Annotated in this window: 12 protein-coding genes; 4 read left to right on the forward strand and 8 right to left on the reverse strand. The window is 68.9% G+C overall.

The window, feature by feature from the left end:
* Positions 1 to 29 precede the first annotated feature (29 nt).
* Positions 30 to 719 carry an SPOR domain-containing protein gene (locus PCQ86_RS19000; protein ID WP_270174493.1) on the forward strand — a complete coding sequence of 230 codons (690 nt, stop codon included), beginning with the start codon at positions 30 to 32 and terminating at the stop codon, positions 717 to 719.
* Positions 720 to 842: 123 nt separating this feature from the next.
* Here PCQ86_RS19000 and PCQ86_RS19005 read toward each other — a convergent pair whose 3' ends face one another.
* The 3 genes from PCQ86_RS19005 to PCQ86_RS19015 all read right to left on the reverse strand — a co-directional run bounded on the left by PCQ86_RS19005 (position 843) and on the right by PCQ86_RS19015 (position 4,035).
* Complete coding sequence (locus PCQ86_RS19005) at positions 843 to 1,811, reverse strand: tripartite tricarboxylate transporter substrate binding protein BugE (protein ID WP_270174494.1); 969 nt, start codon at positions 1,809 to 1,811, stop codon at positions 843 to 845.
* Between the two features lie 301 nt (positions 1,812 to 2,112).
* On the reverse strand, positions 2,113 to 3,051 hold the full coding sequence (locus PCQ86_RS19010) for an N-formylglutamate amidohydrolase (protein WP_011807078.1): 939 nt from the start codon (positions 3,049 to 3,051) through the stop codon (positions 2,113 to 2,115).
* A gap of 18 nt (positions 3,052 to 3,069) precedes the next feature.
* Positions 3,070 to 4,035: a Bug family tripartite tricarboxylate transporter substrate binding protein gene (locus PCQ86_RS19015; protein WP_011807079.1), complete on the reverse strand. Its 966-nt coding sequence runs from the start codon at positions 4,033 to 4,035 to the stop codon at positions 3,070 to 3,072.
* Between the two features lie 110 nt (positions 4,036 to 4,145).
* Here PCQ86_RS19015 and PCQ86_RS19020 point away from each other — a divergent pair, with 110 nt between their 5' ends.
* Positions 4,146 to 5,072 carry a LysR substrate-binding domain-containing protein gene (locus PCQ86_RS19020; protein WP_015914570.1) on the forward strand — a complete coding sequence of 309 codons (927 nt, stop codon included), beginning with the start codon at positions 4,146 to 4,148 and terminating at the stop codon, positions 5,070 to 5,072.
* An 80-nt stretch (positions 5,073 to 5,152) separates the two neighbouring features.
* On the opposite strand, the gene PCQ86_RS19025 is transcribed toward PCQ86_RS19020, so the two are convergent.
* From PCQ86_RS19025 to PCQ86_RS19035, 3 genes are all read right to left on the reverse strand, one after another.
* Positions 5,153 to 6,598 carry a sensor histidine kinase gene (locus PCQ86_RS19025; RefSeq protein ID WP_270174495.1) on the reverse strand — a complete coding sequence of 482 codons (1,446 nt, stop codon included), beginning with the start codon at positions 6,596 to 6,598 and terminating at the stop codon, positions 5,153 to 5,155.
* Positions 6,599 to 6,677: 79 nt separating this feature from the next.
* Entirely contained in the window at positions 6,678 to 7,352 is a 675-nt protein-coding gene (locus PCQ86_RS19030; protein ID WP_011807082.1) for a response regulator, read from the reverse strand.
* A 49-nt stretch (positions 7,353 to 7,401) separates the two neighbouring features.
* Positions 7,402 to 7,896: a MarR family winged helix-turn-helix transcriptional regulator gene (locus PCQ86_RS19035; protein WP_088888100.1), complete on the reverse strand. Its 495-nt coding sequence runs from the start codon at positions 7,894 to 7,896 to the stop codon at positions 7,402 to 7,404.
* Positions 7,897 to 8,045: 149 nt separating this feature from the next.
* On the opposite strand from PCQ86_RS19035, the gene recA reads away from it, so the two are divergent.
* Together recA and recX are read left to right on the forward strand one after the other, a co-directional pair.
* Positions 8,046 to 9,167, forward strand: a complete 1,122-nt coding sequence (recA, locus tag PCQ86_RS19040) for a recombinase RecA (RefSeq protein WP_011807084.1) — start codon at positions 8,046 to 8,048, stop codon at positions 9,165 to 9,167.
* A gap of 80 nt (positions 9,168 to 9,247) precedes the next feature.
* Complete coding sequence (gene recX, locus PCQ86_RS19045) at positions 9,248 to 9,703, forward strand: recombination regulator RecX (RefSeq protein WP_011807085.1); 456 nt, start codon at positions 9,248 to 9,250, stop codon at positions 9,701 to 9,703.
* A 233-nt stretch (positions 9,704 to 9,936) separates the two neighbouring features.
* Here recX and PCQ86_RS19050 read toward each other — a convergent pair whose 3' ends face one another.
* Both PCQ86_RS19050 and secF read right to left on the reverse strand, forming a co-directional pair.
* Positions 9,937 to 12,291, reverse strand: a complete 2,355-nt coding sequence (locus PCQ86_RS19050; RefSeq protein ID WP_270174496.1) for a DUF1631 family protein — start codon at positions 12,289 to 12,291, stop codon at positions 9,937 to 9,939.
* A gap of 83 nt (positions 12,292 to 12,374) precedes the next feature.
* Entirely contained in the window at positions 12,375 to 13,328 is a 954-nt protein-coding gene (gene secF / locus PCQ86_RS19055) for a protein translocase subunit SecF (protein WP_270174497.1), read from the reverse strand.
* Positions 13,329 to 13,330: the final 2 nt, after the last annotated feature.

Raw genomic sequence — 13,330 nt, forward strand, 5'->3', positions numbered from 1 at the left:
GCGCCCCCCGCACCCTGAAGGACTGAGCCATGCTGCGCCTTGCCGTCGTGCTTCTGCTGCTGGCCAACGCCGGCTACTACGCCTGGTCGCAGGGGCTGCTGCGCGGCTGGGGCCTGGCGCCGGTGGATGAGTCCGAGCCGCAGCGCATGGAGCAGCAGATCGCCCCGCAGAACCTGCGCCTGCTGCCCCAGGGCGGCAAGGGGGCCGCATCGTCCGCGGCACCGACGGGCCCGGCGTCATCCCCCGCAACCGCCGCCGCGCCCGCGGAGCCCCCGGCCTGCCTGCAGGCGGGCGTGTTCGACGCGCGCCAGGCCGACGCGCTGCGCCAGGCGGCGGCCGTCTTGCCCGAGGGCAGCTGGACCCTGGAGCCCACGCCGATCACGGGCCGCTGGATGGTGTACATGGGGCGCTTTCCCGACGAAGAGGCGGTGGCCAAGAAGCGCGCCGAGCTGCGCGCGCTCAAGATCCCCTACGACCGGCCCGGCGCGGCACTGGAGCCGGGGCTGTCGCTGGGGCGCTTTTCCACCGAGGAGGCCGCGCAGCGCGGCATGGCCCTGCTGGCCAACCAGGGCGTGCGCACCGCGCGCGTGGTGCAGGAGCGCGCCGACGCGCCCGGCTTCATGCTGCGCCTGCCGGCCGTGAACGACACGCTGCGCACACGCCTGGACACCACGCTGCAGCCGGCGCTGGCCGGCAAGACGCTGCGCCCCTGCGCCTGATCCCTGGCACGCGCCGCCGGCGCGGTTTGCCGGCCGCGGTGGCCTGCGCGGCATGGCGCGCGGCAGCCTTGATGGATGGCGGCCTTCGCGCCGGCAGCGCCGCTGCCGGCCCGCCGTCAGCCGTCAGCCCGCGTCCAAGCTGATCTGCGCAAAGCGGCTCACGCGCCGCATCTTGTCCACTTCCTTCTGAATCTGGGCCCCGAATTCCGCGGGCAGCGAGCCCGAGGGGAACAGCCCGTGGTCGGCCAGCGCCTTGCGCACGGCGGGCTCCTCCAGCGCCTGTGCGACGGCATTGCGGCGCGCGCGGACCACGACGGCGGGCGTGCCGGCGGGTGCCACCAGACCGAACCACGACGGATCGTTGTTGGTGAACAGGCTCAGCTCGGCATAGGTGGGCACCTTGGGCAGCACGGCCAGGCGCTGATTCCACGACACGGCCAGCGCGCGCAGCTTGCCCGCCTGGATATGAGGCAGCGACGACGCCACCTGGTCGCAGTACACCTGCACCTTGCCCTCCAGCAGGTCGGCCACGGCGGGCGCCGCGCCGCGGAAGGGCACGTGCTTCATGGACGTGCCGGTGGTGCTTTGCAGCAACTCGGCCCACATGTGGCCGATGGTGCCCGCACCGGGCGTGGCATAGGTGATCTTGCCCGGCTGGCTCTTGATCAGCTTGATGAACTGCTCGAAGTTTTGCGCCGGCACGCTGGGGTGCACCACCAGCACGCCCGGGGCCTTGACGATCTCGGTCACCGCCGCAAAGTCCTTGATCGCGTCGTAGGGCAGCTTCTTGTACACGGCGGGGTTCACGCCATGCGTGGAGAGCGTGGCCACGCCCAGCGTCATCCCGTCGGCCGCGGCCTTGGCCACCGCCTGCATGCCGGTGGCGCCGCCCGCGCCGGGCAGGTTGTCCACCTTCACGGGCATGCCGAGGATGCGCGACAGCGGCCCGGCCAGCACACGCGCGGTGATGTCGGTGGCGCCGCCCTGCGGGAAGGGGACCACCAGCCGCAGGGTGCTGCTGGAGGCCTGGGCGCTCGCCAGGCCGGGGATGGCGCCAGCGGCCGCCAGTGTCAGGATGTCTCTACGCTGCATGCAATGCTCCCTCAAGGTTGGTCTTTGGTAACAAACCATTCTGGTAACCCCGCGGGCCGCTGACCAATGAGCATTGCGACACATCTCATTTCAATGCGGAATGCACTGCCGGCGCACACCGCGTCGGCGCCCGGTGGCCGTAGGGAAGAAATCCCGCATTCACCCTTGCCTGGTAAGCGCTAGCAGCTATGTTTTTATCGCCACTGGCCTGCACAAGCGCGTGGAATGACAAAGGCCCGTCCATGGGAACGGGCCTTGCGTTGGGAACCTCGGTACAGCCGACCGAGGCCGCCGCCAGCGGTCAGCCGCGCGGGTCGGTCGCCAGCAGAGACTCCACCAGCGCGCGCAGGTCGGCGCGCAGCCGGTCGAACCCTGCCGGCAGGATGTCCAGCGTCTGCTCGTCCATGTAGAGCTTGCGGTTGATCTCCACCTGAATGCTGTGACGGTGCTGCGCCGGGTTGCCGTAGCGGCGCACCAGTTCCACACCCTTGTAGGGATGGTTGTAGTCCACGCTGTAGCCGCGCTCGCGCAGGAACGCGCAGATCTGCTGCGACAGCGCCGGGCTGGCGGTGGCCCCGTCGCGGTCGCCCACCACGAAGTCGGCATGGTGCAGGCCCGGGTAGAGCGTGGCGTGGCTGGCGGCCACGGCGGGCATGGAGTGGCAGTTGAGGTGGATGCTGTAGCCATGGCGCGCGTGGGCGGCGTCGATCTCGGCCGCCACCGCCGCGTGGTAGGGCCGCCAGCAGCGCTCGATGCGTGCACGCACCTCGTCCACGCCCAGCGGGCGGTCGTAGATGGGCTCGCCCTCGTCGGTGAACTTCCAGATCAGCCCCTTGCCCAGGCGCACCTTCTGCAGCACCACGGGGTCGGTGGTGACCGGGTCGGGCCAGGGCGCGTCCAGCAGGGTGGCGTCCAGTTCGGTGGTGTCGCGGTTGGCGTCCAGGTAGATGCGCGGGAAATGCGCCTCCACCCAGCCCACGCCCAGCCCGGGCGCGAAGGCGTAGAGCTTTTCGACGTGGGTGTCCTCCGCACGGCGCAGCACGGGCAGGTCCAGCGCAGCGCGGAAGTCGGCGGGGTAGACGGTGCCGCTATGCGGCGAATCCAGCACCAGGGGCGTGCGCCCCGCGATGCGGGAGACCATGCGTGCGGGTGACGCAGCGGGCGGCGCCGCAGGGGCGCCGGCTGCGCCGGGCTCGGCCTGCAGGTACTGGCTGTGGATCAGTTTCAGCACTGCTTGCATAGGCACACTCCGTGGAAATCAGTCCAGTTTGATCTTGGCATAGGCTGCCACCTGTTTCATCTTGTCAATTTCACGCGCGATCTGCGCGGAGAACTCGGCGGGCGTGGTGCCCGACGCATACAGCCCCTGGGCCGCCAGGCGATCGCGCACCGCCGGCTCCTTGAGGGCCTGGGCCACGGCCTGTTGCACGCGCTGCACCTGGGCCGCGGGGGTGGATTTGGGCGCCACCAGGCCGAACCACGACGCATCGTTGGCCTGCTTGTAGCCCAGCTCGGCATAGGTGGGCACGTCGGGCAGCACGGCCAGGCGTTCGTGCCAGGACACGGCCAGGGCCTTGAGCTTGCCGGCCTTCACGTGCGGCAGCGACGAGGCCACTTGGTCGAAATACACCGGCACCTGGCCGCCCAGCACGTCGTTGGTGGCCGGACCCGCACCGCGGTAGGGGATGTGCACCATGCTGGTGCCCGTGGCGCTCTTGAACAGCTCGCCCCACATGTGGCCGATGGTGCCGTTGCCCGGCGTCGCGTATTCCACCTTGCCGGGATGGGCCTTCAGGTGCTTCACGAGGTCGGCGAAGTCCTTGACGGGCAGCACCTTGGGGTTGACCACGATGATGCCGGGCGCCTTGACGATCTCGGTCACGCCGACGAAGTCCTTGATGGGGTCGTAGGGCAGCTTGCCCAGCACGGCCGGGTTCACGCCGTGGGTAGACAGCGTGGCCACGCCGAAGGTCAGCCCGTCGGTGGCGCGTGCCACCTCGGCCATGCCGATGGAGCCGCCCGCACCGGCCTTGTTCTCGATCACCACCGGCTGGCCCAGCAGGCGCTGCAGGGGTTCTTGCAGCGAGCGGCCGGCAATGTCGGTGGCGCCGCCCGGCGGGAAGGGCACGACGATGCGCAGGGGACGGCTGTTGTCCTGGGCGAAGGTCATTCCAGAAACTACAGAGGTAACCGCCAGCGCGGCAATCAGTTTGCGACGTTGCATGGACTCACTCCTTTGATGGTGCACGAAAGATAAACGAAGGGGTGCGGACGGAAAAGCAATAGCTGTGCCTGTTATCATTCCATTGTGGAATGTTTTGATCGGCAAACCCCATGATCCTGCGCCGCCTTCACCCGCCGCTGCACCTGCTGCGGGCGTTCTGTACCGTGGCCCGCTTCGGGGGCATCTCGCGCGCGGCCGAGGCGCTGCACCTCACCCAGAGCGCGGTGAGCAAGCAGGTGCAGGAGCTGGAGCGCTGGGTGGGCGTTCCGCTGTTCGAGCGCAGCCGCAAGCGCCTGTCGCTCACGCCCGCTGGAGAGCGCTACGAAAAGGCCGTGAGCGCCCTGCTCGCCCGCCTGGAGGCGGCCACGCTGGAGCTGATCACCAGCGGTGACGAGGGCGGCGCGCTGCACCTGTCGGTGCTGCCCACGCTGGCCGCCAAGTGGCTGATTCCGCGCCTGCCGCAGCTGCGTGCGCAGCACCCGCAGATCACGCTGCACTTCGTGCCCTACGTGCACGGCTACGACTTTGCCGACCCCGAGCTGGACTGCTCCATCCTGTTCGGCGATGGGCACTGGCCGGGCGCACGCGCGCACTACCTGACGGGCAACGACGTGGCCCTGATCGGCCCGCGCGCCGGGCTGGCCGGCGCGCCGCCCCTGCACAGCCCGCAGGACGTGGCACGCCACACGCTGCTGCGCCACGTGAGCGTGCCCGGCGCCTGGCAGCACTGGGCCGAGGCGCACGGCGTGAACGGCCTGGACCCGCTGGCCGGCCCGCAGTTCGACCAGTTCCAGACCATCATCCGCGCGGTGTCGGTGGGCATGGGACTGGCCCTGGTGCCGCGCTGCCTGGTGCAGGACGAGATTGCCGCCGGCACCGTCACCGAGCCGCTGCCCGGCGGCGGCTACACGAGCGACCTGGGCTACTGGCTGTGCTACCCCGAGTCGCGTGCGCAGCTGGCCACGCTGGTGCGCTTTCGCGACTGGCTGCTGGCGCTGGCGGACCCCGCGGCGGGCACGGCCGCACCGGCTGCTTGAATCCACCTCAAAATGCCCTCCAGCGGTTGCCCATCAAGCGCGAGCAGCTATTTAATCGATAGCATCGGACAGCGGCAGCGCTATGGCCCCGATTCGCGTGCCGCGAAACGCACGCTGAAGCGCGCGCCGGGCATGGCCGCGCCGGGGCGCACGTCCTCCAGCTCCACCTCGGCACCGTGCTGGCGCGCAATCTCGCGCACGATGGGCAGGCCCAGGCCGGAGCCGTCGGCGTCCGTCCCCAGCGCGCGGTAGAAGGGCTGGAAGACCAGTTCGCGCTCAGCCTCGGGCACGCCGGGGCCCGAGTCCTCCACCTGAAGCAGCAGCACATGGCTGAACGGGTCGGGCAGCACGCGCGCGGTGATCACGCCGGGCTGCTGCGCGCTGGACGGGGTGTAGTTGATGGCGTTGTCCACCAGGTTGCGCACCAGTTCCTTCAGCAGCGTGGGGTTGCCGTCCATCCACACGCCATTGGTGCCGGGCTCGACGCCGTCGTAGCCCAGGTCGATGTGCTTGTCCATGGCGCGCGGCACGCTGTCGCGCACCACCTCGATCACCAGCCGCGCCAGGTCCAGCGGCTGGCGCTGCACCACGGCGCTGCCGCCCTCGGCCCGCGCCAGCGCCAGCAACTGGTTGACGGTGTGCGTGGCGCGGATGGACGAACGCCCGATCTGCTTGAGCGACTGCTTGAGCTCCTCGGTGCTGGTGCCCTCGCGCTGCGCCAGGTCGGCCTGCATGCGCAGCCCGGCCAGGGGGGTCTTGAGCTGGTGCGCGGCGTCGGCCAGGAAGCGCTTTTGCGTGGCCATGGATTCCGACAGGCGCCGCAGCAGGTCGTTCACCGAGTCCACCAGCGGCGCTACCTCCATGGGAACGGCCTTGTGGTCCAGCGGCGAGAGGTCGTCGGGCTTGCGCGCGCGGATGCGCTCCTCCAGCTGGTGCAGCGGCTTGATGCCGCGCGCCAGCGCCAGCCAGACCAGCAGCACCGCCAGCGGCAGGATGACGAACTGCGGCAGCATCACGCCCTTGATGATCTCGGTGGCCAGCACGCTGCGCTTGGCGCGTGTCTCGGCCACCTGCACCAGCGCGGCGGGCGCGTCGGGCAGCGGCACGCGCACCCAGATGTAGGCCACGCGGATGTCGATGCCGCGCAGCTCGGCGTCGCGCAGCCGCACCTCGCCGGAGAACGCCTGCTCCTCGGGCGGCGGGCGCGGCAGGTCGCGTTCGCCCGACAGGTAGTCGCCCGTGGGCGAGAGCACCTGGTAATAGACGATGTCGGACTCGTCGGCGCGCAGGATCTCGCTGGCGGGCTGGGGCAGGTTGAACAGCACCTTGCCGTCCTGCACCGTGACGAGCTGCGCCAACGCATGGGCGTTGTACTCCAGCGCGCGGTCGAAGGGCTTGTTGGCCAGGCCCTGGGCCACCAGCCAGGTCAGCGCCAGGCTCACCGGCCACAGCAGCAGCAGCGGCGTGAGCATCCAGTCCAGGATTTCGCCGAAGAGGGAGCGCTGCTCGCGCTGGAAGATTTTCAAGGTGGTGGGTGTTTTTGGCCGCTAGCGCTTATGCATCAAGCGCAAGCAGCTATCAATAACAGAGCATCCACGGGTCCCGTCAGCCGGGGATCTTTTCCAGGCAGTAGCCCAGGCCGCGCACGGTGGCGATGCGGATCGGCCCGCGCTCGATCTTCTTGCGCAGGCGGTGGATGTAGACCTCGATGGCGTTGTTGCTCACCTCCTCGCCCCACTCGCACAGGCGCTCCACCAGCTGCTCCTTGCTCACCAGGCGGCCGGCGCGCTGCAGCAGCACCTCCAGCAGGCCCAGCTCGCGCGCGGACAGCTCCACCATCTTGCCGTCGATGGTGGCCACGCGGCCCGCCTGGTCGTACACCAGGGGCCCGTGGCGGATGGCGCTGCTGGTGCCGCCCATGCCGCGGCGCGTGAGCGCACGCACGCGCGCCTCCAGCTCCGACAGCGCGAACGGCTTGGCCATGTAGTCGTCGGCGCCCAGGTCCAGGCCCTTCACGCGCTCGTCCACGCTGTCGGCCGCCGTGAGGATCAGCACCGGCAGCGCCGAGCCGCGCCCGCGCAGGCGCTTGAGCACCTCCAGGCCGTGCATCTTGGGCAGGCCCAGGTCGAGGATCAGCAGGTCGAACTCGTTGTTGGTCAGGAGCGCGGTATCGACCTCGGTGCCGCTGGCCACATGGTCCACCACGGCGCCCGAGCCGCGCAGCGTGCGCAGCAGCCCGTCGGCAAGCACCTGGTCGTCTTCGGCGATGAGGATGCGCATGGGGTGTCTCTCCTGGTTGTCGTGCGCCGGCCTGCGCTCTGCCTGAATTTTAGGCCGCCGTGCCCTCGCCGCCGGCATAGGCCTCCAGGCCCAGCGCGACCACCGTGGCCACGTCCTGCCCCACCTCGGCGCGGAACTCGCCCTCGGCCTGCGCCACCGCCGCGCGAAACGCCTGCAGCCACGCCAGTCCCGTGGGCGTGAAGCGCACCAGGCGCGCACGCGCATCGCGCGGATCGGGCTCGCGCGTGACCAGGCCCCAGGCCGCGCACTGCTCCACCAGCGCGGCCATGGACTGCTTGGCCATGCCCGCGCGCTCGGCCAGGTCGGTGAGGCGGTCCCCCTGCAGCGACAGATGCCGCGTGATGTGGATGTGCGCGGCGCTCACCTGGTCGCGCGCCGCAAGGTTGGACAGCGCCAGCGGCACCTGCACGTCGCGCGCCATGAGCTGCAGCACGCGCGCATCGAAGCGCCGCATGGCATGGCCCAGCAGGCGGCCCAGGTGGGTCTGGCGCCAGCGGTCGTCGAGGCTGGGGGGAGCGGTCATCCGCATATTGTCAGCCAAACTGACCAAAAATTGATTGGATAACGCATCAACCGCCCATAAACTACTGTTCAAGCATCCAGCCTGTCATTGGAAACAGTTTCCAGGCAGGCACACGATTTCACCGTGATCCCGACCCGAAGGAGCATTTCATGGACGCCACCGTCAAAGGCAACGCAACCGCCGTCAACAGCGAAAAGGCCAAGGCCCTGCAAGCCGCCCTCGCGCAGATCGAAAAGCAGTTCGGCAAGGGCACCATCATGCGCCTGGGCGAGGGCGAGGCCATTGAGGACATCCAGGTGGTCTCCACCGGCTCGCTGGGCCTGGACATCGCCCTGGGCGTGGGCGGCCTGCCGCGCGGCCGCGTGATCGAGATCTACGGACCGGAAAGCTCGGGCAAGACCACGCTCACGCTGCAGGTCATCGCCGAGATGCAGAAGCAAGGCGGCCAGTGCGCTTTCGTGGATGCCGAGCATGCGCTGGATGTGCAGTACGCCAGCAAGCTCGGCGTTCAGCTCACCGACCTGCTCATCAGCCAGCCGGACACGGGCGAGCAGGCGCTGGAGATCGTGGACAGCCTGGTGCGCTCGGGCGCCGTGGACCTGATCGTGGTGGACTCGGTCGCCGCCCTCACGCCCAAGGCCGAAATCGAGGGCGAGATGGGCGACGCCCTGCCCGGCCTGCAGGCACGCCTGATGAGCCAGGCACTGCGCAAGCTCACCGCCACCATCAAGAAGACCAACTGCATGGTCATCTTCATCAACCAGATCCGCATGAAGATCGGCGTGATGTTCGGCAGCCCCGAGACCACCACCGGCGGCAATGCGCTGAAGTTCTACGCCTCGGTACGCCTGGACATCCGCCGCACCGGCACCATCAAGAAGGGCGACGAGGCGATCGGCAACGAGACCAAGGTGAAGGTGGTGAAGAACAAGGTCTCGCCCCCGTTCAAGACGGCCGAATTCGACATCCTGTTCGGCGAGGGCATCTCGCGCGAGGGCGAGATCATCGACATGGGCGTGAACGCGCGCATCCTGGAAAAGAGTGGCGCCTGGTATGCCTACAACGGCGAAAAGATCGGCCAGGGCCGCGACAACGCCCGCGAGTTCCTGCGCGAGAACCCTGGCCTGGCCGTGGAGATCGAGAACAAGGTGCGCGAGAGCCTGGGCATCGCACTGCTGCCCACGGGCCACGCGAGCCCGGCGGCCGACCTGCCCGAAGACAAGCCTGCGCGCGGCAAGAAGGCCGACAAGACGGGTGAGATCGAAGCGTAACCGCGCACCGGGTTTTTGAACGAAATCTGCCTCCAGCGCTTGACCATCAAGCGCTGGAAGCTCTTTTTTCAATAGCATTCATGGGATTCACCGCCCTCTCCCTCAAGGGCCGTGCGCTGCGCCTGCTCGCCCAGCGCGAGCATTCGCGCAGCGAACTGCAGGCCAAGCTGGCGCGCCACGTGCAGGAGGGCGACGATCTGCCGGCGCTGCTGGACGAGCTGCAGGCACGCGACTTCATCAATGCAGAGCGCGTGGCCGAGTCCGTGGTGCACCGCCGCGCGGAGCGCTTCGGCACCCAGCGCGTGCTGCAGGAGCTGCGGCGCAAGGGGCTGGACGAGGATTTGGTGCGCAGCACCGCCGCCCAGCTGGCGGGCACCGAACTGCAGCGCGCCCGGGCCGTCTGGCGCCAGCGCTTTGGCGACCAGCCCGCCGACACGCCGCAGGAGCGTGCGCGCCAGATGCGCTTTCTGGCCACGCGTGGCTTCGCCGCCGACGTGGTGCGCCGCGTGGTGCGGGGTGGTGATGAATGGGAATAGAACGGGGCTTGGCGCGCTTCTGTCCGGCGTCAAAGCTATTTCATCCATAGCAGCTGTCGACGCGCAGTCCGCCACCGGTCGCATCCCGCAACGCCGCGCCGTCGTGCAATGCCAAACCGCGCAATACGCGCGATGGCTTCAGCGCCGCCACGGACATGCCAGAGGCTTGAGGCCCGCGGCGCGGCTGTGCGCAGCCGGCCCCCGTTGAGCGCGTTGGGCCGCTGCGCGACCGCTCAACCCAGCAGGCGCTCCGGGTTGGCGTCCAGCTTGGTGAGCGCATCGCGCGTGGCGCGCAGCGTGAGGCTCTCCTCCTCCTGCGCCACCAGCAGGCCCGCCTGCAGGTAGGCCCCCAACCGGCGCAGCTGGATGAGGTAGCTGCCGCCATCGCGCGTGGCAAACAGGTGCAGTTGCTTGCGCTGGCTGTGCCAGGCGTATTGCACCTGGGTGGACGCGCCGTTGTGGTCCAGCGTGAACCAGGTGCCCAGCGGCAGCTGCTGCGCCCAGGCCACCATGTCGTCCTGCACAGGCGCACCGTTGTCGGCGATGACGTGGATGGACGAGGCGTCGATGCCCAGCAGCATCTCGATGTTGTCCGCACTCAGCGGCATGTCGCCCAGCGCCTCGTCGCCAATGTAGTCCTCCAGGTTCGCCAGGCGTTTGGCCATGGCATCGATGTGCGCCTGCGGGATCGAGGCCGTCTTGGAGAGGAAAGCGTCGGCCAGCGTGTCGGTGATTCCCTTGATCTGTGCGTCCTGCTCGGGCCCCGCCACGCCGATCAGCGCCAGCCCCTGGCGCAGGCTCTGCAGCAGCGCCGGCAGGTTCTGGATGACCAGCGCACGGTCGGCGCGGTTGGGCTTGGCGCCCGCCGCCCACACCAGGTCGGCCGCGGCGCGCTTGAAGGCGGCGGTACTGGCATGCTGGGCCCCGTCGCGCACGGCCGACATCGCCAGCACCTCGGCCCATGTCTTGAACAAGAACTCGCGGATCTCGTCGCGCACCGGCATGTCCTTGAGCAGCGCGCGCAGTTCGATGGTGTACTGGATCGCCAGCGTCTCGCGCTGCTCCACCTGCTGGGCCACGCTGACGATGCGCGAGGTGCCCTGCTTCTCGGTGAGGAATTTGGCGAGGAATTTCTCGAACTCGTCGTGCACCAGCTGGAACACGCGCTGGCCGGTCTCGGGGTACTGCTCGATCACCTGCACGATGCGGCGGATCTCGGCCTCCAGCGCGCTGCCATTGATGGAGCTGGCGTCAAAGCCCAGCACGCAGGCGCCCATGCGGTCGATGAGCTGGCGCGCGGGGTGCGTGAGGTTGCTGAAGAACTCGGGCTCGGCCAGCGCCACGCGCAGCACCGGCACCTGCAGGCGTGCAAACCACACGCGTACCGAGGGCGGGATGCGGTCTTCGCTCAGGATGCTTTGGAACATCAGCGCCACCACCTCGATGATGGCCTTCTCGCTGGCGGTACTGGCCTTCTTCTTGAACTCCACGGACCGCTCGCGCACGGCGCTCGCCACGCGGACCACGGCCTGTGGGCTGTAGTCCTCGACCAGCGTGGCCACGTCGCTGTAGTAGCTGTCGGCCGAGACGCGGTGCGCCGCCAGCGCATGGGCCAGCGCCGCGGACGCGGGGGGTGCCTTGACCATGTCGTAGCCCGTGGTGGGCTGCGTGAGCAAGCGCCGCAGCTGCATCATCACGCCCTGGGCGCGCTGGCGCGCGCGCACCAGCGGGCTGCCTATGCCGGCCATCACCGGCTGCCCGCGCATGCCGGGGGGCGGGGGCATGAAGGCCGACGCCGCCTGGCGCGTGGGGGCAAATTCCGTGGGCCGCCCCAGCGCGGCGCGCGACTGCTGCAATGCCTGCGAGGCCAGTCCCACGGGACCGGACGCGGGCGGCGGCTCGCCGGGGCTGCCGGTGTTGGGGCCGGCGGCCGCGCGGCGCACGCGGGCGCGCAGGTCGTCCTGCGCCACGACGCCCTGTTCGTCGTACAGCTTCACAAGGGCCTGGTACTGCGCCAGCGCCAGCGCCGCCAGTTCGCGCTGCAGCGGGTCGATCACCATCTGCAAATGGTCGCGCTGCAGGCCCACCTCCAACCACTGCTCGACCAGATGCAGGCACAGGGTTTCGGGGCGCAGGATATCGGTGCCGGCCAGCTCACGGCCTTCCAGATGCTGTGTGCGCTGCCGCGCGGCATCGAAAGGAGCGGCCACATGCTCGGTGAGGGTCAGCGCCATGCGCGAGGCGATGATCTTGTTCTCCAGCACGTCGTCGCCCAGCAGCTCAAGCCCATCGAACGCCTTGGACGCGTTGAGGGTGCCGCGCCCCTTGACGGGCGGGGGCGCCAGGCTTTCCCGCCAGGCCCGGCCCAGATGTTCCACCCAGGTCTTGCGGTGGGCCTGATGGCCCATCCAGGCATCGCGCCGCAACTGCATGTCGCGCTGCGTGGCGGTCTGCCCCATCAACTCGGTCAGGAAGTCATGGACTGTTTTGTCCAGCGCCGGCAAGCCGGTGCACAGCCCCTCCACGAAACGCTGGCGGGCCAGGTGGGCCAGCCGTCGGTGGGCAGAGGAAGTGGGCGAAAAATCCATAGGGCTCCGATATTAGCCCCAGCCGCTGTCGCGCCCCGGCCTTTGCATCGGCACGCGGACAAGGCGGCTGCGCACGCGCATCGTCAGACCACGGCGCCGGAGTTCGGGTCGGCCGGGTCGCCTTCCTTGCGGGTCGGCGCCTTGACCAGGTCTTCGCGCTTGACGCCCAGCCACATGGCGATGGCCGCGGCAACGAACACCGACGAGTAGATGCCGAACAGGATGCCGATGGTCAGCGCCAGTGCGAAGTAGTGCAGGCTGGGGCCCCCGAAGAAGAACATGGACAGCACCATGGCCTCGGTGGAGGCATGGGTGATGATGGTGCGGCTCATGGTGGAGGTGATGGCGTGGTCGATCACCTCTTGCGTGTTGAGCTTGCGGAACTTGCGGAAGGCCTCGCGGATACGGTCGAAGATCACCACCGACTCGTTCACCGAATAGCCCAGCACGGCCAGCACGCCGGCCAGCACCGACAGCGAGAACTCCCATTGGAAGAACGCAAAGAAGCCCAGAATGATGACCACGTCGTGCAGGTTGGCGATCACCGCTGCCACGCCGAACTTCCACTCGAAGCGGAAGGCCAGGTAGATCACGATGCCCAGCACCACCATGCCCAGCGCCATCAGGCCGCTGTGCACCAGTTCTTCGCCCACCTGCGGGCCCACGAACTCGGTGCGCCGCAGCGTGACCTCAGGGTCCTGCGCCTTCAGCGCGCTCAGCACCTGCTCGCTTTGCTGGGCCGAGGTGACGCCCTTTTGCACGGGCAGGCGGATCATCACGTCGCGCGAGGTGCCGAAGTTCTGCACCACCACGTCGGCATAGCCCAGGCCCGCGACGGTGTCGCGCACCTTGCCGATGTCGGCCGTCTGCGTGTAGGCCACCTCCATGACGGTGCCACCCGTGAACTCCACCGACAGGTGCAGGCCCCGCGTGACCAGGAAGAACACCGCCAGCGCGAAAGTGATGAAAGACACCGCGTTGAGCACCAACGCGTACTTCATGAACGGGATGTCTTTTTTGATGCGGAAAAACTCCATGG

Source organism: Diaphorobacter sp. ED-3 (assembly GCF_027625375.1).
Lineage (GTDB): Bacteria > Pseudomonadota > Gammaproteobacteria > Burkholderiales > Burkholderiaceae_C > Diaphorobacter > Diaphorobacter nitroreducens.

Bases quoted from the DNA above. Each gene is read 5' to 3' on its own strand.
- PCQ86_RS19000 (WP_270174493.1), top strand. From the start codon at position 30: ATGCTGCGCCTTGCCGTCGTGCTTCTGCTGCTGGCCAACGCCGGCTAC.
- PCQ86_RS19005 (WP_270174494.1), bottom strand. From the start codon at position 1,811: ATGCAGCGTAGAGACATCCTGACACTGGCGGCCGCTGGCGCCATCCCC.
- PCQ86_RS19010 (WP_011807078.1), bottom strand. From the start codon at position 3,051: ATGCAAGCAGTGCTGAAACTGATCCACAGCCAGTACCTGCAGGCCGAG.
- PCQ86_RS19015 (WP_011807079.1), bottom strand. From the start codon at position 4,035: ATGCAACGTCGCAAACTGATTGCCGCGCTGGCGGTTACCTCTGTAGTT.
- PCQ86_RS19020 (WP_015914570.1), top strand. From the start codon at position 4,146: ATGATCCTGCGCCGCCTTCACCCGCCGCTGCACCTGCTGCGGGCGTTC.
- PCQ86_RS19030 (WP_011807082.1), bottom strand. From the start codon at position 7,352: ATGCGCATCCTCATCGCCGAAGACGACCAGGTGCTTGCCGACGGGCTG.
- PCQ86_RS19035 (WP_088888100.1), bottom strand. From the start codon at position 7,896: ATGACCGCTCCCCCCAGCCTCGACGACCGCTGGCGCCAGACCCACCTG.
- recA (WP_011807084.1), top strand. From the start codon at position 8,046: ATGGACGCCACCGTCAAAGGCAACGCAACCGCCGTCAACAGCGAAAAG.
- recX (WP_011807085.1), top strand. From the start codon at position 9,248: ATGGGATTCACCGCCCTCTCCCTCAAGGGCCGTGCGCTGCGCCTGCTC.
- PCQ86_RS19050 (WP_270174496.1), bottom strand. From the start codon at position 12,291: ATGGATTTTTCGCCCACTTCCTCTGCCCACCGACGGCTGGCCCACCTG.
- secF (WP_270174497.1), bottom strand. From the start codon at position 13,328: ATGGAGTTTTTCCGCATCAAAAAAGACATCCCGTTCATGAAGTACGCG.